General features: G+C 42.6%; 10 protein-coding genes. 1 reads left to right on the top strand and 9 read right to left on the bottom strand.

The window, feature by feature from the left end; genetic code table 11:
- Window positions 1-340 precede the first annotated feature (340 nt).
- Window positions 341-4,297, top strand: coding sequence for a hybrid sensor histidine kinase/response regulator transcription factor (locus B2O97_RS08190; protein WP_286767240.1), 3,957 nt, complete (start codon window positions 341-343; stop codon window positions 4,295-4,297).
- A 220-nt stretch (window positions 4,298-4,517) separates the two neighbouring features.
- On the opposite strand, the gene B2O97_RS08185 is transcribed toward B2O97_RS08190, so the two are convergent.
- From B2O97_RS08185 to B2O97_RS08145, 9 genes are all read right to left on the bottom strand, one after another.
- The gene (locus B2O97_RS08185; RefSeq protein ID WP_112374269.1) at window positions 4,518-5,843 is read right to left on the bottom strand and encodes an MFS transporter; all 1,326 of its coding nucleotides are present in this window, start codon (window positions 5,841-5,843) and stop codon (window positions 4,518-4,520) included.
- A 100-nt stretch (window positions 5,844-5,943) separates the two neighbouring features.
- Window positions 5,944-8,253, bottom strand: a complete 2,310-nt coding sequence (locus tag B2O97_RS08180) for a family 65 glycosyl hydrolase domain-containing protein (protein ID WP_286767239.1) — start codon at window positions 8,251-8,253, stop codon at window positions 5,944-5,946.
- A 100-nt stretch (window positions 8,254-8,353) separates the two neighbouring features.
- Complete coding sequence (pgmB, locus tag B2O97_RS08175) at window positions 8,354-9,001, bottom strand: beta-phosphoglucomutase (RefSeq protein ID WP_070567383.1); 648 nt, start codon at window positions 8,999-9,001, stop codon at window positions 8,354-8,356.
- 33 nt (window positions 9,002-9,034) lie between these two features.
- Window positions 9,035-10,894, bottom strand: a complete 1,860-nt coding sequence (locus B2O97_RS08170) for a glycoside hydrolase family 13 protein (protein WP_115047572.1) — start codon at window positions 10,892-10,894, stop codon at window positions 9,035-9,037.
- A gap of 6 nt (window positions 10,895-10,900) precedes the next feature.
- Complete coding sequence (locus B2O97_RS08165; protein ID WP_070567640.1) at window positions 10,901-11,920, bottom strand: SusE domain-containing protein; 1,020 nt, start codon at window positions 11,918-11,920, stop codon at window positions 10,901-10,903.
- Window positions 11,921-12,085: 165 nt separating this feature from the next.
- Window positions 12,086-13,681 carry a RagB/SusD family nutrient uptake outer membrane protein gene (locus B2O97_RS08160; protein ID WP_070567387.1) on the bottom strand — a complete coding sequence of 532 codons (1,596 nt, stop codon included), beginning with the start codon at window positions 13,679-13,681 and terminating at the stop codon, window positions 12,086-12,088.
- Window positions 13,682-13,692: 11 nt separating this feature from the next.
- Window positions 13,693-16,662, bottom strand: a complete 2,970-nt coding sequence (locus B2O97_RS08155; protein ID WP_070567389.1) for a SusC/RagA family TonB-linked outer membrane protein — start codon at window positions 16,660-16,662, stop codon at window positions 13,693-13,695.
- Between the two features lie 11 nt (window positions 16,663-16,673).
- On the bottom strand, window positions 16,674-19,259 hold the full coding sequence (locus tag B2O97_RS08150; RefSeq protein WP_070567391.1) for an alpha-amylase family glycosyl hydrolase: 2,586 nt from the start codon (window positions 19,257-19,259) through the stop codon (window positions 16,674-16,676).
- A 195-nt stretch (window positions 19,260-19,454) separates the two neighbouring features.
- Complete coding sequence (locus tag B2O97_RS08145) at window positions 19,455-20,465, bottom strand: LacI family DNA-binding transcriptional regulator (RefSeq protein WP_070567394.1); 1,011 nt, start codon at window positions 20,463-20,465, stop codon at window positions 19,455-19,457.
- Window positions 20,466-20,634: the final 169 nt, after the last annotated feature.

Here is a 20,634-nt window from a genome sequence, read left to right as displayed (position 1 = left end):
TAAAACTCATTTGAAATGAGTATGGTCTTTCCCGATTATTGCAAATACGTAACGATCAGTATCAAAATCGTTAACGCCCAAATGGAATACCAAATCATCGTGAAGATATTGCCGCACCTGTAAAAACAAAAACCTAACAAACTGAAAAACAAGGATACAGGATATACCTGTCATAATTCTAGGGCGAAACATACGTTTATATTTGGTTATTATTGTTTTATAAAAATGCGCAAATCCTTGTATCTCGTCCAATCAGAGCGTCTCAATTTTATATCAAAGCGTATCAGTAAAACTCTTTTTTATCTTTTAATTGCCTATTTTTAGTTCAACGTAATCAGTTTTGAAAAGAATAACCACCATACTCCTTTTGTATATCTTGCTGGCAGTTATCAACCTGCAGGCACAATCGATCTATTTTAAAAACTATCAGACCCACGATGGCCTTTCCAATAGTACGGTCAAATGTATTACACAAGATATTCAGGGTTTTCTGTGGCTAGGAACGAGGAATGGCCTTAATCGTTTTGACGGTAATCAATTTAAAATATTTCGACACAATGCTTCAGATTCGACAAGTATCGGAAGTTCTTCTATTTTAAGCCTCCTCACAGATAGCAAAGGTGTCCTATGGGTGGGTACCACACGGGGTGCCTATCGTTACGATCCCATAAAAGAAGATTTCAAACCATTCAAGCTCATATCCATCGGTGAAGTAAATGCCATACACGAATACGCAGGCTTTATATGGTTGCTTTCCAATGGAAAACTGTACCGTTACAATTCTTATACAGGAGAAATATCCCCATTTGATCTCAACAAAAATACCCTAGTAGCGATCACCAGCAGTAAGAAAGGTGGGTTGTGGGTAACAGACAATAACAGTACAATACTACGGTATCAGGTTAATACGGGTAAATTTTTCCCTGTTGATCTTAAAAAGATCGATCGACAAACACTAGCGAATACCAAAACCGTATATGCGATCAACGATTCATTGCTAATGGTCGGAACAATCAATTCGGCTTATTTGTTTGATTTCAAAAATGGCACATTAAAAAATCTATTTGCAAGTCATTACCCCAACAAAGTCATTCAGGCAAACTGTATTATTCAACAAACAGAGTCGACATACTGGATTGGAACTGAAACCGGAATATACACCTATGATATTCACACAGGCCAGAGCCAACACATCAAAAAAGACCTGCTCAATCCATTTGCCATTTCTGACAATGCTGTCCTGAATTTCTATCGGGACCGTGAAGACAATATCTGGTTTGGAACATTTTTCGGTGGCTTTAACCAATACAGCAACCAATTCGACAATTTCAAGAAGTATTTGTCCGGATTTGGAAAATCAGCCCTATCAGGTAATATTGTACACGATATCAAAAAAGATCGCTATGGAAATTTCTGGATCGGAACAGAAGATGGCGGATTGAACAAAATAGATGCCCAAACACAACAAATCCAGCATTTCATTGCCAACGGAAAAAAAGGCAGTATTGCGCATAACAATGTCCATGGCTTGGCAACAATCGGCGACGATCTTTGGGTAGGATCCACCACACATGGACTTGACATTCTCGACGTAAAGACTGGAAAATTAAAAAAGCACTATGACCGCATCGGCCAAGGTCCCTTACAAAGTAGCTTCGCCGTATGCATTTATAAGTCCAAAGACAATACGATGTTTGTTGGCACAGACCGCGCTTTATACGCCTACAACAAAAATAAGGACAGTTTTGATCTCCTTCCTATTCAAGCATGGATACAAGGCATTTATGAAGATGAATATGGTATACTCTGGATCAATACCTATGGCAGTGGGATCTTCCAGTATAACCGCAGCTCGGGAGAAATACAGCATTTGCTGTCCGAACAAGGTAAACAAAATACACTCGTCAATAATTACGTCAACGGCCTATTTGAAGACAGCAAAAAGAATTTATGGTTTTGCACCGAAAGCGGCCTTTCGAAATACCGCCGTGATGGACGTTTCACCAACTACCTGACCGAATCCGGTTTACCTTCTAATCAAGTATTCAAGGTCTTGGAAGACGACAACAACAGCATCTGGATATCGACCGGCGGTGGACTGGTCCGGCTGGACGAGGGTGTCCCTCGAAGGGTCATCTATACCTCCAGAGATGGGCTTCCCGCAGATCAGTTTAATTATAATTCGGCTTTTAAAGATAGCGACGGAACTTTATATTTCGGGACTATCAAAGGAATGGTAAGCTTCAACCCCACAAAATCCATTAAGAACAGTTTTATTCCACCCATATTCATCAGCGGCATTCAGATCAACAATGTCAGTGTGCCGGTTCGTGAAAATGGCATACTCAAAGAATCCATCTCCCTATCAAAAGAGATACACTTAACCTACGACAATTCCAATATCAGCTTCCATATAGCAGCCTTGAGCTTTGTTTCCCCAAAGAGCAATCCCTATCGTTATATCATGGAAGGTTATGATAAAGGCTGGACCGATATTACGGGAAATCAAAAAATCTATTACAATAAACTTCCACCAGGTAAGTATACGTTTAAGTTCAGGGGTGCAAATAACAACAGCGTCTGGAATCCGACAGAAAAAAAACTGCTCATCATTGTTTCGCCCCCCTGGTGGCAATCAAGCTGGGCGTACTTACTTTATTTTGTGAGCTTTGGTACGATTATACTGCTCGTATTACGGTATTATTTTCTACTTATAAAGGCCAATAATGCTCAAAAGATGGATAGCTATGAACGAAAAAAAGAACAGGAAATTTATAATCTCAAACTGGAGTTTTTTACCAATCTGGCCCACGAAATTCGTACGCCACTCACCCTGATCAAAATGCCCCTTGAGAAGATAATAAACCAACAGAAATTTACCGATAGCGACACAGCCAAGGATCTCGCACTAATTGAAAAGAATACAGCGCGTTTAATTCGCCTGACCAACCAACTACTGGATTTTAGAAAAGCAGAAACCAACAATATGAGCCTTATTTTTACTAAAACGGACATCAACACACTCCTATCCGAAGTATTCCACGACCTAAATTATCTTGCAAAAGATAAACAGTTGCATTATGAGCTTAGCCTGCCACGTATCAGTCTCGCTGCTTATGTGGATGAGGAAGCCCTCCGAAAAATCTTTACTAATCTTATTCACAACGCCATCAAATATGCAGATGAAGAAGTCTATGTCAGGCTCCTCCCTTTTAATAGCGATGATATTATGTTCAATATCGAATTTAAGAATGATGGTGAGCTTATTCCTTATGAAAAAAGAGAAAAAATATTTGAACCATTTTATCGATTGAACGAATCCGATAAAGATACGGGGACAGGTATTGGCCTTCCCCTATCCCGCTCCTTGGTCGAATTGCACCAAGGAACCTTGTCACTTGTCTATCTGGAAGAAAACCGCAATATATTCCTGCTGTCCGTACCGATTTTTCAAGAACAATCACTGGACATCAAATCTTTTCAGGAAGATAATCACGATCATGTATTAAATGATAAACCAGACGAGCAGGAGGAAGAAAAACCGGTGATTCTACTCGTCGAAGACAATAAAGAAATCCTTGCCTACCTCAATAAAGAATTAAAAACCAGCTATATAATCCTACGAGCCGGCAATGGTGCCGAAGCGCTCGAAATATTAGACCAAGAAAATGTACAACTGGTACTGACAGACATCATGATGCCTATTATGGATGGCTTGGCTTTATGCAGACGTATCAAAACAGATATTCTCTATAGTCATATTCCGGTGATCTTTCTGACCGCAAAAAATGCATTGGATTCCAAAATTCAGGGATTAAAAAATGGTGCCGATGCTTATATCGAAAAACCTTTTTCGCTTGAATTCCTCATGGTACAAATACGCAATATTCTCAAGAACCGAAAAATTATCAAGAATTACTTCACTAACGCACCCAGCTCCAACTTAATAGATATCAACGTTTCGGGTCCTGACAAAGATTTCATCAGTCAGCTCAATACGGTTATTTATGAGAATATTTCAGCGATAGACCTTAATGTGGATGAACTGGCCAAACTGATGCATATGAGTCGTCCGACCCTTTACCGTAAAATCAAAGGACTCTCCGACCTAACACCCAATGAATTGATCAATATTTCACGATTAAAAAAAGCGGCAGAACTGCTTACCCAGAAAGAATACAACATTACCCAAGTATCAACGATGGTAGGTTACACCGTGCAATCCAATTTTTCCAGGGACTTCCATAAACATTATGGTATGTCGCCGAGCAACTATATTCTTGAAAACAGTAAATAATGTATACGTGTTCAGCAAATGATGGTGCATTTTTCAGCAATTGATACGCACAAGTTTTAGTAAATCGAACGAAATTATCCCGCTGTGTAAAAGCGAGCCGTGCTAACTAAAGCAAATTAGTATACTTAAGGAGATGATGAAAATCCAATTGCAGGAGCTGGGCCAAGTGAGCAGAAAATCGTAGACGTAAGCTCTATTTACTACGTCTACGATAATGATCTTAGCGTTTACTCTTGGGAACAAAGAATGCAGCCAGCAGCATAAATACACCGGCCAACAACAAGCCATAAATGGATTGGCTATGAAAAAAATATTTGATGATCATTCCTCCAAAAAATCCACATACAATCTGTGGTAAGGTAATGAAGAAATTGAAAAGCCCCATATAAACCCCCATTTTCCCTGCAGGCAGGTGATCGCTCAAAATGGCATAAGGCATCGCTAAAATACTTCCCCAAGCGATACCAATACCGATCATGGGAAGAATCAGCAGATTAGCATCTTTAATCAGAAACAATGAAATCAACGAAAGTCCTCCAATGGAAAGCCCAAGCGCATGCGTTTTTCCACGCCCGAGCTGTTTGGCTATCCGCGGAATAAACAAAGCATATAGAGCCGATACCCCATTGTAAATACCAAAAAGCACGCCCACCCAATTGGCCGCCTCCATATAAAGATCCTGCCGATTTCCTTCCCGCAGGTAAAAAACCGAATCTGCAATCGCAGGAGTTGTATATACCCACATCATAAAAAGGGCAAACCAGGAAAAGAATTGAACCCAACCGAGTTTGCGCATGATCAATGGCATCTTACCAATATCGCTGGCAATAGCGCGCAAACCAAATTTTGGCGCTGTCTCCTGTTCAACCACCAGGGTATCGGAAAATGACCGTAATTCCTGTGGCGTATATTCCTTCGTTTTAAACACCGACCACAACACCGTTAGAAGCAGTACAAAACCACCAAAGTAAAAAGAATATATCACATTGTTTGGCACCTGACCAGCTTCGGAAGTTCCCTGCACATGAAAATATTTTGTCAGTATAAAGGGAAGTAACGATCCCAATACGGCTCCAATACCGATCAGAAAGGTTTGTACGGAGAATCCAAGACTACGTTGGTTACTCGGTAGATTATCGCCAATTAAGGCTCTAAAGGGCTCCATTGTCACATTGATGGAAGCATCCATAAACATTAATAGTCCTGCTCCTATCCAAAGTGGTGCTAGCAATGTGGTAAATACTGCTGCATTCGGCATCAAAAACAGGGTTATGGTGGTCAGCAGTGCACCCACCAAAATATAAGGCCGACGACGCCCCAATTTATTCCAGGTTCGATCGCTATAATGCCCGATAATTGGCTGCACAATCATCCCCGTAATCGGAGCCGCAAGCCAAAACAGCGACAGGTGTTCTACATCAGCACCAAATGTCTGTAGAATACGGGAAGCATTGCCGTTTTGTAAGGCAAACCCCATTTGTATGCCCAAAAACCCAAAACTCATATTGATGACCTGGCTAATGCTTAATTCAGGTTTATTTCCCATAATAGGCTATCAAAATTTAAGACAAAATACAATTTAATTATCACTTAATCCCTATTTTCAGCAGGATAAGATTGGTTCTTACGCTGCTGAAAGCAGGGGCTTACCGAACCTGAAACACCTGCTTTTTGCTTTGTGCAGCCAGAATGAAAGCTTCTGCCTCCGTCTGGATATGGGCCGCAGTGTCACTGTCATTTTCGATCGTAAATCCATCCGACCGTACCGTAATCAACAAGGTCGCACCGCGAAATAAGACACGGAATTTATACCCTTCCCACTCTTTAGGCAACATTGGATTTAAATACAGTTTTCCGTCCTTAATCCGCATTCCTGCAAAGCCCTCTACGATTGTCATCCAGGTACCCGCCATGGAAGTGATATGTAAACCGTCTTCGGTATCGTTATTATAATCATCCAGATCCAAACGAGAGGTCCGCAGATAGAATTCATAGGCTTTTTCTGGTTTATTCAACTTAGCAGCCAATATCGCATGGACGCAAGGAGAAAGCGAGCTTTCATGTACCGTAAACGGCTCATAGAATTCATAATGTCGCCTTAAGGCTTCAAGATCAAACTGGTCTTCGAGAAAGTAAAAGCCCTGCAGCACATCGGCCTGTTTGATGTAACAGGAACGTAGAATCCTATCCCAGCTCCAACGCTGGTTGATCGGTCGTTGAGCCGGATCAAGTTCGGCCACAGGAATTAACTCTTTGTCGAGGAAACCATCCTGTTGCAGAAACACCCCGCGCTGCGCATCAAAAGGATAATACATGTTATCGATAATATGCTGCCATTTTTCCTGTTCCTCCACTCCTATGGCTAACTTCGTTTTTAATGCGTCAGCAATGTCGGAGTTCAGCTGCGCCAGCTTGTTTAAACAGTCCAGTGTATATTCTAGGCACCAGGAAGCAATCCGATTGGTATACCAGTTGTTGTTCACGTTGTTTTCATACTCGTTTGGTCCCGTCACCCCCAACATGACATATTGCTGGCGCTCAGCGCTCCAATTAACGCGCTGTGCCCAGAATCGGCTTATCGCAATCAAGACTTCCAAGCCGTGTGACCAGATGTAGTCCTGATCACCGGTGTAACGGACATAGTTATAAATCGCGAATGCAATAGCTCCATTGCGATGAATTTCCTCAAACGTAATTTCCCATTCATTATGGCATTCCTCACCATTAATCGTCACCATGGGATAAAGTGCAGCTCCATTGGTAAAGCCAAGTTTAGCGGCGTTTTCGATGGCTTTACCCAATTGCTGATGACGATAAATCAACAAGTTACGCGCAATATTTGGAGATTGTGTTGCGAGGTAAAAAGGAATACAATAAGCTTCAGTATCCCAATAGGTGACACCGCCATATTTTTCTCCGGTAAAACCTTTCGGACCAATATTGAGTCGCTCATCTTCGCCGGTATAGGTCTGGTTGAGCTGAAATATATTATAGCGTATAGCCTGCTGCGCAGCAACATCACCACTGATTTCAATGTCACTTTCTGCCCAGATCGCTTGCCAAGCTGCTGCTTGTTTCTCCTTTAGTTGCTCATAGCTCAGTGCATCTAGCTTATGTAAATTGACCGAAGCAGCCACTTCTAGCTCTGCCGACACATGGTTCTGTGATGTAACAATGGAAACTCGCTTTTCAACGCGACAAATTTGAGATTCGCTTAGCTCGGTCTTATAAATTTCTGCTATACAGCCTCGACTTGTCACCGTATCTTGCACTTCGACAACGGCTGTAGGTCCTGTCACGGTAGTTGTAAGCAGGGCGTACACCTCAAAGCCAGTTTTCTTGGTACGCGCCGCCACAAAGGTATTTTCACCATCTCTTCCCTGCGCTGTGCTTTCCCAAAATTGCTCGTCGTAGTTACTGTCTCGATTGACAACTTCAGCATTTAAATGCGAGCGGACCTCCAAAGCAATCGGACCGGAAAGTGCCTGTATGTTGTACTGTAATGAAGCTGTTTCCGAAGCAAACAGATGATACATCCGGCTTGCTTCAACCTTCAACTGTGCCCCATCGGGCATTTCCACAATAAAACTGCGGTATAAAACCCCATTTTGCATATCCAGGCGACGTTCAAAAGATTTGACCGCAACTTTGTTTAGGTCGAGAACCTGCCCATTCACTAGAATATGTAGGCCTATCCAATCGATGGAATTGATGACCTTGGCAAAATATTCGGGATACCCATTTTTCCACCAGCCCACGCGTGTTTTGTCAGGATAATAAATACCCGCTAGGTACGATCCCTGTAACGACTTCCCGCTGAATTCTTCTTCAAAATTAGCCCTCTGCCCCATCCGACCATTACCAATAGCGAAGATACTTTCCGAAAATTCATTATGTTCGGGACGAAAGGTGTCTTCGATAATTTGCCAAGGGTTATGTTTGATATATGTTTTCATCTTTATATTTTTTTCAATGCGCGACGGATACTCTGCCTCAATCATTCTGGTCTTCTTTGCCAATATGATCTACGCCTTGCTTCCATCACTTGAATTGCTCTTAAAATTTATCGACTAAGGCTCCTAAATCGGCTACCACTAAATCTGCTCCGTTAAGATGTTCAGCCTGCCCAATTCCTATGACCTGCATGCCGGCTGCCCTTGCCGCATCGATCCCCGCCTGGGCATCTTCCAGCACGAGACAGCATGCCGGCTCAATTCCCAAAGCCTCAGCTCCCTTCAGGAAAACTGCTGGATTAGGTTTAGACAGTTGCACCACATTTCCATCAATCAATACGTCGAAATAGCTGATAATCCCCGTTTTTTCAAGGATGCCCATCGCGTTCTTGCTGGCTGACCCCAATGCAATCTTAATTCTCTTTTTCCGGAGTTTTTCTAATAGATCCAAACTACCTGAAAGCAAGTGGTCAGGGCTGAGTTGTTCAATCAGCTCCAAGTACCATTTGTTTTTAAGTGACAGCAAATCCGCTTTTTCAGCATCGGATATTTTCGCCCCCGCCCATTTTAAAATAAGCTCGAGGGATTCAATGCGACTGACCCCTTTCAACTGTTCATTGTCAACAAGAGAAAACGAATAACCCAAGCCTTCTGCCAATCTGTGCCAGGCTTGAAAATGGTAGACCGCCGTATCCACCAACACACCGTCCAAATCAAATATTACGGCTTTTACAGTATTATAATTAATCATCGAAAAATGAATTCTATAGAATTTTAAATTGTGTTAAAACTTAAGCTCAAACACTTTAGTCTCGTAAGCGTCCAACTTCAAGCTATGGTCAACTGGATTGGTCTCTTGCTTTTGAATAATATCGAAATAGGACTTCACCTGGTTATTTCGTTCCCTAAAGCGATCGAGTTTAAGTTCCTTCGCGACATCATTGCAATTCATCACGACCATAACAGTTTGCTTTTCGTTGTAACGGAAATAAACATATACGCCATCTTCGGGCACATATTGCATCGTTTTACCGGTTTGCAGAACGGTATGTTGTTTTCGGTAATTGGCTAAGGTCTGCACATAACTCCACATATCCTGCTCGGCTTTCGTTCTTCCGTCAGCTGTAAATTTATTCGATTTGTCACCTATAAAACCACCCTGAAAGTCTTCCCTTAGCAAGCCGTCGGGATTAGAGAAATTCTTCATCAGAATTTCAGCTCCATAGTACAACTGTGGGATACCCCTTGTTGTCATAAGCCAAGCCATTGCTGATTTATATTTCTGCACGTTTTCGCCTACAACGGAGAAAAAACGATCCTTATCGTGGTTATCCAAAAAAAGCACATTTTGCTCTGGATGTGGATATAGAAAATCTGAGGCCAGGGTCGAATATAATTTATTGGCTCCGGCAGTCCATTCTGTCTTTTGGTTGAGCGCATCACCTATGGCATAATTAAGCTGAAAATCGGTTACGCCCATCAACTTGGAATCCACGTCCTGACCAACTCGTTTTCCGCCCAGAAAATAAGCCTGATTGGCAACCCCGTGTACCCATGTCTCCCCAAAAAAGGTAAACTTTGGATACTCCTGCAGAATGCGATCGGTCCATTTAGCCATAAAATCCAGATCATTGTACGGATAGGTATCTATTCGGAATCCGTCTATTGCTGCGGTCTCTATCCACCAGATATGGCTTTGGGTCAGGTAATTTTGAACGTATGGATTCTGTTCGTTCATATCGGGCATGGTGGGAACAAACCAACCTTTGACCATTTTCTTTTTGTCATCTGCCGAGGCATAAGGATCAAAAACAGCCTGATCTTTGTAGGATGTCTGCGTATAGGAAGGCCATTCATTGAGCCAGTCTGCCATCGGTTTGTCTTTCACCGTCCAATGATAACTTCCAATATGATTGGGCACCACATCAAAAATCAATTTCATCTGACGCCGGTGGAGCTGTTCGCCTAATTGCACATAAGTGTCATTGCTGCCAAAGCGAGGGTCTATATGATATGTTTCGGTATTGGCATAACCATGGTACGAGGCCTGTGGCATGTCATTGGTCAACACGGGAGTCAGCCACAAGGATGTAACACCAAGATCTTGCAGGTAATCCAGTTTCCCGATAATACCTTCCAAATCGCCACCATGACGCAAGTACATTGAATCCCGGTTCAAGCTCATATCCAACATACCTTTCACTTGATCATTTGCCTTATTTCCATTGGCAAAACGATCAGGCATAATCAGATAGATCAAATCGGCACTGTTTACTCCTTGCGCTTTTACTTTTTGATCTCTTTGCTTCAACTCATAACGATAAGTCAGTTTTTTCTTTCCTTGACGAAAGGTAAAAGTTGACCATCCCGGTTGGGCCGAAGCAGCCACCTTGACATCCAAAAACAGGTAATTGGGATTTTCTACACGATTGATTTTGACTAGTTCGATGTTCTTATCTTCGATCTGAACTTCACTTTTTCCTATCTCAGGTCCATAAACCACAAGTTGTAGCGTCGGATTTTCCATTCCGACCCACCAGTTTAAGGGTTCGACACGTTGAATGGATTGCCCCATCAAGGGGCTCCATCCAAGCACAGTTAGCGCTACCAATAGGGTGGTGATCTTCATATTTCTTTTTAACATAATCTGCTATTTCTTCGTCAACGTATAAGTATTTGCATTGAAATCCACGACAATATCATAGGTACCGGCATTGGCAACGGCGATATTTGCACCGCCAGCAGCCAAGGTGCCATTAGTCCCGCCAAAATTGGTTCCCCAATCGTGGTTTTTACGGAATTTGATCTCGCCTGCAGTCAAGCTCACTGTGAGCTTCCATACCTGATTGGCATTGTCGAATTTCATATCCGTATCGGCATCCCAGCCCTTAGGCGTGGCGCTACCAATAATGCCCCAGCTATGGTCTTTATAAGAAATCGTGTTAGCTGTTGTGTTTACTTCCAATTCGAGATTACCGGCACGTGGAGCCTTGATGTCTTGACCACCATTGTAAACGATCTTACCTGGCTCTGTTTCTCCATATGAATTGCTCCAATTTCGCTCAGGAGTCAGTTTAAAGGTCAATTTTTCTTCTGGAAAATTGATGATACCGGTATAGATCCCATTACTCGTCGGCGAAATCAACGATTCAGCATTGGCTTCAACCCAGTCCTCATAAGCCCCTATGGCATATAAATAACTTGTTGAAGCGAAGGGGATCGCCTTCAGACCAGCTAAAGCAGAATACACCACCGTAATTTTAGCGTTGATACTTGACTTTATGCGCACGTCAAATTCAGAAGTGGTCCCTGTTGACACACCCAAAGCAAGTAAATAGCTATTCAGCTCATAACCCGTAAAACCTACGGTGCTCCGACCACTAGGAATAACCACTTCCTTTACAGTTTTAAAATTGTCACCTTTAAGCCCAAACTGAAGGACATTGGTCACTGCAGCCTGAAAACCAAAGTCAGGCTGAATCATATTAAGGTGCAGTACCGTATCCTCTGCGTTATCTTTTGACAAGGTTACATTCGTTTTATCGAGGCTTAAAGTCGCCGGCTTTATGTCCTCCCCGCTAGCCAATATAGCGCGCGTCTCGTCTTTTTTACAACTTTGGAACGCCACGATAAATAGCAGCATGATCCCGATATAGTGTCTAATTTTCATCTGTTTAATTTTTGTTTTCAATAGCTGATGAAAGCCCAGGTAACTGACCATTCGCCAATGCGTCGAACAATAGATATTGCCCGGTTTCATCTGTCAACAATTGTCTTATTACAGGTAAGGCTACATTGACCGGAAGAGACTCGCCGTCTTCCTGTCCGATGCTGATTAATTATAGCCTGGATTCTGTACAAGATTGGAGTTCGCAATAATATCCGAAGCAGGAAGTGGGAACAGCGTCCTATACCCGGCAACTGCCTGACCTGCAAGCACACCACCTTTAAAAGGCCAGAGGTAATTATCACCCGTAAATTTGCCATAGCGGATTAAATCCGAACGTCTAAATCCTTCCCAGTATAATTCTTTCACACGCTCATTGAGAATATCATCCAAAGAAAGATTCATTAAGTTCCCACTGTTGTTTCCATAGGCACGTACACGCAGTTTATTGACATAGTCCAGCGCCTTGGCCAAGCTGCCGCCAGAGCCGCCACGCAATGTCGCCTCAGCATAGATCAAGTTCATCTCTGCCAGACGGATCAACGGGAAATCCACCGAAGCAACGAAACCTTCAGCTGCCGGAGGAGCAGTTTTTCCGTCCTTGTTCACATTGCGGAATTTGGTAACCGCCAGTCCTTGCTTATAGACGGCGATATCTTCAATTTTAACGCTTGTATTTAAGTGAAACATTGCCCTCTTGTCCGTTGCTCCGCTGTAGTCTCCGAAAATCGTTGCGATATTGTCGCGTGTCCGATTTCCGGCCCAACCGCCGCCGGGTACACCGAAAGAAGTGGGATCCATCGTTGCGTCAATAGCTGCATTGATCAGATAAGTTGTACCACCCTTGCTCTGTGTTTTGGTTCCATCATAAGGCAGATAGAAAATAAATTCGGGGTTGTTCACATCATTATCCGCGTAAAAGAGCTCCCGATAATTTGTCCCCAAACTATAGGTCGAGTTCAGTACTTTTTCTGCGTATGTAATCGCTTCGGTATATTTCTTATTACCGGCACCCAGGTAAACTTCAGCGTTGAGGTATAAACGAGCTAACAGCCCCCATGCCGCAACTTGATCGACACGACCATATACATTCTGTTTGGCACCTTTTAGCTGGCCTGCAACTTCCAACAGCTCTTTCTCTACATACGCAAAAAGTTCAGGTCGTTTGATCTGAGGCGGCGATACTTTTCCGACAGGAGTTTCTTCGGTTACAAATGGTGGATTTCCAAACAAATCAAGCAGCACCCAATAATTATAAGCACGTAAGAATCTTGCTTCGGCACGATAATAAGCGATTTCTTTTTTATCGGCATCTGAAATACCGCGTTCGGCCAATTTAGCATCTGTACTTTCTCTTAAAAATTCATTGACAAGTGTGGCACTATAGACACAGCGGGTATAAAGACCACGGAGCATGGGATTGCTATCGTCAAAATCGAGGTAATCCAGTCCGCTAATCCCCGAATCATTGAGCCAGGCACAGGCGGCCTCATCGGTTGTAAGTTCCTGTGCGTTCCAAAAGAGGCGTAAAAAATCCGATGTACCGGCATCCAATCCTCCCAGATCAGAGTTATTCGGCCCCGATGTACTGGTTAAGGTCAATGATCCATATAATCTTGCGAAAGACGAGGTATAGCCTTTAAAATCACTGTAGGCTACATCTGCAGTTACGTCGTTGGTCGGTTTTAGATCCAAATCCTTATGGCAGCTGCTCAGTGCTATAGCCAGCAAGCATACACCTATATATTTATTTAATTTTTTCATTGTTATATCGTTTAAAAACTCACATTTACACCCAATACATAAGTCCTTGGCCTCGGATAAAAGCGATCGTCTATACCGTTCGATATCTCTGGGTCAACACCTTTATAATTGGTGATCGTAAATACATTTTGTACAGTTGCAGAAATCGACATTGAAGCGTTACTATTCCGGATAAATTTTCCAAGGTTATAACTCAGGTTGACATTATCCATTTTCAAAAACGAAGCGTTCTTAATGTAGTAATCACTTCGGAGCTGTTTGAGCAGAAAATTGGTATTAAAGAAATCCACAGGTGCATTATTGATCACCAAAACGGCCTGATCGTTGATATTTGCCCCGCTTCCCAAATTAGAGGAAACATTGTCGTAGACATAATTATCCAAATTTGCGCGCAATACCGTTGTTGCCGACCATTTTTTATAGCTGTATGCCGCCGTAAAACCCAAAAGATATTTCGGTAACGGTGATTTATACAGATAGCGATCGTTATCGCTGATAACGCCATCTCCATTACGGTCAACATAGACACCTTCGACAGGATGCCCCTGTTCATCATATACCTGTTGGAAAACATTGAAACTGTTTGGCATGAAATTAACCTTATGCGCCTGGATATTTCCGCCTGTACCACCACGGATACCACCGGTCTCTACAATAAAGTTTGGATCATCACTCTGTGTCAGATTGGTTACTTTACTCTTATTATAAGTTAGGTTAAAACCGATGTCCAAGGTCGAATTATCCGTTTTTAGCGGGACGAAGTGTACATTAAACTCCAGCCCCTGGTTTTCCATGTTACCCACGTTGGTCAACAGGAAATTGCTAAAGTTAGAGCCTACAGGAACGGGAATCGTGCTGAGCAGGTCTTTGGTCTTTTTCGAGTAATAATCCACGCTACCATAGACCCGATTGTTGCTAAAGCCAAAATCGACTCCAGCATTATAGGTTGTTGTATTTTCCCAACGAATGTCTTTATCGTAGGCCACAGGTGAATTTAAATAGTAGTATTCATCACCAAAGCGATACATCGACTCGTTGCCGCTGATGGTATAATTAGGCAAATAAGAATAGTTGGCGATGCCATCTTGCTGCCCGGTTTTTCCATAACTTAAACGGAGCTTCAGTTCGGACACTGCAGCTATATCTTTTAAAAAGCCTTCATTTTTGGCGCGCCAGGTGAATCCTACAGAAGGAAAATATCCCCAACGGTTATCAGGACTAAAACGGGAAGAACCATCCGACCGCAAGGTTCCCGACAGAACATACCGGTTGTCATAGGTATAAATCAGACGCCCATAATAAGAGATCAACAGATTTTCGGGTTTATCAAAAGGCCGAGTAGGTTCATTTAGGATCTTATCACCTTCCGCATTTGTACGGTTAAAATTGTAAACCTTACTACTATTTTTATAGTAGCCATAGCCCAATGTCGCGTCTATCGTACTTTTGATTGTAGGTAATTCCTTATCATACTTTAAATAAAACTCCAGCGTTTTATTGTTGATATCGGTTTTATATTGGGTTCTTTCACCCCCTTCATTAAAATTACGTGCAGCTATCGCTGGTGTAAATGTGTTCCCTTTCGAACGCGCCAGATCGTATCCAACGTTTAAGTTGGCATGCAGCTCCGGCAGGAAATGAAAACTATAATCCACCTTTGCATTTCCAATACTTCTAAACACATCGCCATTATCTTTGCGTAAATCCAACAAGGCTAAAGGATTTCGTGGTGCATTGGGATTAGGTTTCCCCCCTTGAATCCACTCATAATACCCGCCAAAACTATTTTTATCATCCACATAAACCGGTTGAGTCGGATCAAACTGAATAGCAGAACCAATTGCATCCTGTGTCGCAAATTTCGATTTTGACCAGGTACCACGGACATTTACATCCAATGAAAGATGATTGTCCAGAAATTTTGGTGTTAATGCCAATGCAGCAGTAGTTCGTTTTAAGTTATCATTTTTCAATACCCCATCCTGGTTCATATAGCCCGCAGATATACGGTAAGGCATATTGCCCGCTTTGGAAGCAATATTAACGTTATTATCCGTTGTAAATGCATTGCCATAAATCACATCCTGCCAGTCGGTATTTGCTGTTCCCAACAACTTTTTCATGGCATCACTACCATTTGTATTGACGTAATCGCGGATTTGATCGGCGTTGAGCAACTTTACTTTATTGGCTACGGTAGCCAATGAATTCTGTGTAGAGAAGTTGATTTGTGTTCCTGAGCGACTGCCTTTTTTTGTCGTAATCAAAATAACCCCATTCGACGCTCGCGAACCATAGATGGCTGTTGCATTGGCATCTTTCAAAATTGTAAATGTCTCGATATCATTTGGGTTAATCAAACTTAATGGGTTAGCTACCCCAGATACAGAACCACCTGCCAATGGAATTCCATCTACGACAATTAACGGATCGTTACTGGCGTTCAATGAAGCTCCGGTGCGGATACGGATGGTGCTTCCTGCGCCCGGCTGCCCCCCACTTGTTGTAATCTGTACGCCTGGAACTTTGCCCATAATGAGTTGCTCCGGCGAGGAGATCTGTCCTTTTTGAAAATCTTTTGCAGATACTGTACTGATTGAACCCGTCAGGTCACTTTTCTTTTGTGTACCATAACCAATCACCACAACCTCTTCCAGTGCACTGGTATTGGATTTAAGGTAAAGGTTTAACGGATGCTGTCCATCGCCGACCTGGATCAAGGTATCCAGGGTCGCGTATCCGACCATACTTACTTTCAGACGTAATTTCCCTGTTTGTAGTCTATCCAAGCTAAAATCCCCATTCGCATTGGTAGACAGTGATTTTTGAATCTCCTCGAAGCGCAGTGTAGCACCGACCAAGGAACTCCCCTTCTGGTCCATTACTCGCCCTTTTAGCGTTGCCTGTTGCGCGAATGCCGAAGCACTTACACCGAGTAGCATGCTCAGAGCCCAAAATGGACGTGATAGCTGTTTGTTCATAAAATAACTGTTTATTTATTTAGTTTTGTTTTGCTTATCAATTGATACTGCCCAGGTAGGAGACTCAATTTTGACTGGCCAGACCAATTGAGCTCTTTTCCCGTAAAATTATCGACCCACTGCCCCTGCAACGCTGCCGGCAAGTCAAAGTCCACACTTTCTACCCCAAAATTGCCAAGTACCCCTACTTGTTGTCCTTCCTTTTCGAGAACAAAATATTTAACGGCATCTTTCATAGCCGAGGTTATAATTGTCCCGTTTTGGAAAATGCTATTTTTGGTTTTGAAACGCGTGAGTTTGGCGTAAGTCTCAAAGAGTTTTTTGCGATCATCTTGTTGTAGATAACTCCACAACAATGGTTTTTCGCCCGTGCGCCCATTTTCATCGATAGACACATCATAGCCGTATTCGCCAAACTGCCAGATCATCTTAGGTCCGGGCGAAGCCAATAAAAACACGGCGGCCTGTTCCATACGTTTTAATGCCGTGCTGAGGTTCTTAATGTTATAGCTACCTGACGAATTGCCGTAATTCAGGCATTTGAACAGCAGCCGCTGTTCGTCATGGCTTTCCATATAAGACACAAACGAGGGTTGTGTCATGCCGTGGCTCGAAGGGAATAATCTGCCTAAATCCGAGCCGTTGTTGGCATTCCAGCCCATCGCCGCCTCATTGAAGACCCCATTCATGTTGTTCCATAGCAACATCCCCGATTGCGCAAGTTCGGCCTCTTCCTGATCTCCGCCAAGATGTTCGAGAATAATATAACACGAGGGATCGATGCTGCGAATATGCTGCTGGTATTGCTTCAAGATAGCCACACGTGACGCATCGTAAGCATTCCATGCACTTAAATCACTTTCTGAGGTACCCGAATTTTTCTGTGTAAACCCTTTAGATAAGTCAAATCGAAACCCATCAATCTTGTACTCCTGCATCCAATAGGTCAAAACATCCTTGACAAAAGTCTGCGTGTAACTACTTTCGTGGTTAAAGTCAAAGCCAACATTGAACGGATGCTTGGCAACCGTATTGAACCAAGGGCTATTGCCAGCGACGTTGCCCTGCTCAAAATAAAGCTGTACTAGCGGGGACTGACCAAAAGCATGATTAAAAACAACATCCAAAATCACGGCAATACCATTTTCATGACAAGCATCTACGTATGCTTTCAAGTCGTTTTTTAAGCCATAATATTTATCCAAAGCGCGGTGGAAAGAAGGGTTATAACCCCAGGTCGAATTCCCCTCTGATTCCTGTACAGGCATTAGCTCGACCGCATTTATACCCAGCCTTTTTAAATAAGGCAAAGAATCTTTCAATGTGGTATATTGATGTTGTTTGACAAAATCACGGACCAAGAGTTCGTAAATAACTAAATCACCTTGAGCTGGCTTATTAAATAGCGTGGTTTTCCATGAATAAGACTTGGCTGGGAGATCCAATACCCCAACTACTCCCTGCGCAGCAGCGGGATAAGCAGGTACAGCCGCCGCGGTCAGTCCGAGTACGGCATCGTTTTGCGGATCAAGAATCAGCTCAGCATAGGGGTCGGCGATATTCAGTTGACCGTCCACCAAAAACTGATAAGTCTGTTTTTTAGAGAAATCCAGATTCGATACGGTAACCCACCAGGTTTTTCCATCCGGTGTCTGGCTCATCGCATAGGCTGGTAATGCTTTATAGTTATTAAAATCGCCCAAGACATACACACTCGTTTTTAATGGTGCTGTGAGCGCAAAACTGACCTCTCCTTTTTCCCTGTTTATGGTTGTTCCGTTTGCATTGACGCCTATCGGGAGTGCAGCGATGGTAGGTTTTGATTGCACAAATAACTGTGCTTTACTGAAATATATTTTGCCCCCGGCCTCAAGACGTGCTTCAAGCTCGTGCAGGCCATTGCTCTGTAGGCTGAGCGATTTTTCTAATGACAGCCCAGCAGAAGATTCAGCAAGCAATAAACCATTATCCCAGATACTGATTTTTCCGGACTGCGTTGCCTGTACTTTTAACTTCAGATTATCCCCAACGGTGTACATCTGCTCCAGGGTAATTGGATCTGTGGGTTGCAGCGTAGGCGAAACAAAACGAATGGCCTGTGTATTGCTCGTTACAAGAGGAAGAAATAGATCTGAATTATTTTTGTTTCGTTGGACCAGCGACCCATCACCATTGCGGACTAAAAGTGCCATCTGACCAAATTCTCCGCCATTAGTCAGGTTAAAAAATTTGGAGGGGGTAAATGTGAATGAATATAAACCAGCAGAAATAAATTTAAGTTTATAAGCATTGTCATTCTTTGACCAATCTGTTGCTACATGTTGCCAGCTGCCCCCATTGACAGGAATCAATCCGGCGTGTAAGTAAAGGTCGGTAGTACTACCTTTTAGAGCCGCATTTCCTTTCGAAAGATCAAATTGAAACGTAATTTCCTGATCCCAATAGATAAATGGGGCGGAAAGATTGAGCAAACCAGATCCCTGCTGTTCAATAACAGGAGGTTGCTCGACATCCACGATATCTTTCTTATTTGCACATGATGATAATAGGACAATCACCCAGAGATACCCTATTAAACGAGAGATATGCTTCCCCATCGATAATTAGCTTTACTTGGAATCTGAAATTGGGAACGTTCCCGAAATCAAGGTAAAAAGAAATCGCTTGTGGCGATTTGCTGGATTTCCCTATCCAATATTTTATACAAATTGATTATTTAAATACTTTCGGGAATGTTCCCGAAAGTATTCAAAGCTAAATAATGTGATTACAAAAAACAAATATTTTTTTTCTTATTTCAGGCTAGATTTTTGAAAAATAAGCTGGGAATCAAGGTAAACCGAATTAGCAAACTTACTATTTTCAGGGTCTTCCATCTTATCCAATAGGTATTTTGTTACTAATTGGCCCATTTCATAGGCTGGTTGTTTCACTACGCTCAGTGCCGGGTCAATCAGATCGGCGATATCCAAACAAGAAAAACAAATGATTTTAAGATCTTCCGGAATACGAATTGCGAGCTGCTTGGCGACCCGTATACTTGAAATAGCAAGACGTTCTACCGAGGCAAATATGGCATCGGGTTTCTCCTGTTCGATCAGGTAGGCGATATCTTTCATATTCTGATCAGCATCATTGACCGTATCCAAAATAAGCGCTGGTCTGATCGGAATCCCCACTTCCTGCAGCGCCTTTTCGTAACCATCTTTACGTACCTTACCGATGGAGACATTCGGATTGATTGCAAGATAAGCGATCCGCTTACAGGCATTATCGATCAGGTGTTTGGTTGCCAGGTAGGCTGAATCAAAGTCATTACCTGTAATATACCCCCCCTTCCAATCGTCATAAGCACGGTCAAAAAACATGACCGGTATTCCCCGTTCCGCCAAAAGTTGCAAATGCGAATGGTCTTTCCCCTCACCCGAAGCCGAAATGATAACGCCATCCACCCGCCCATTGGCCAGTGAACGTACGATTGAGGCTTCATTTTGCACCTGATGATCCGTCACATAAATTAAGGTATGATAGCCCTTGGAACGCGCCACAGCCTCAATTCCTTTGATGGCTTGCGAGAAAAACTTATTGCCAAATTCGGGAATAATAATCGCAATGGTCAGACTTTTATTTGCCTTTAGACTACTCGCATAAACATTTGGTGAAAAACCGATTTCTTCGGCCATAGCCAGAATCCGAGCTTTTGTCGTTGGATTAATGTCCACATTATCCCGAAACGCACGGGAAACGGTCGATTTTGACAAGCCGAGCTTTTTGGCCAGATCTATTATTGTTAATTGCGACATATCAAGATTCCCTTTGCTGTTCGAATGTAATAATTGTTGGATACAAATAAAGCAATTATCTGTCCAGAATAGCAAATTTTCTTTTTGTCCTCTTTATTTTAAATACAAGTCTACATTGTTGTAGAAATATTGATCTATAAACAAAACGAAGCTGTCTCAAATTTATTGA

It is taken from the genome of Sphingobacterium sp. UBA865, assembly GCF_002295765.1.
Lineage (GTDB): Bacteria > Bacteroidota > Bacteroidia > Sphingobacteriales > Sphingobacteriaceae > Sphingobacterium > Sphingobacterium multivorum.
Note: the sequence above shows the minus strand (reverse complement) of the source record. Positions and strands in the feature narration are given on the sequence as shown.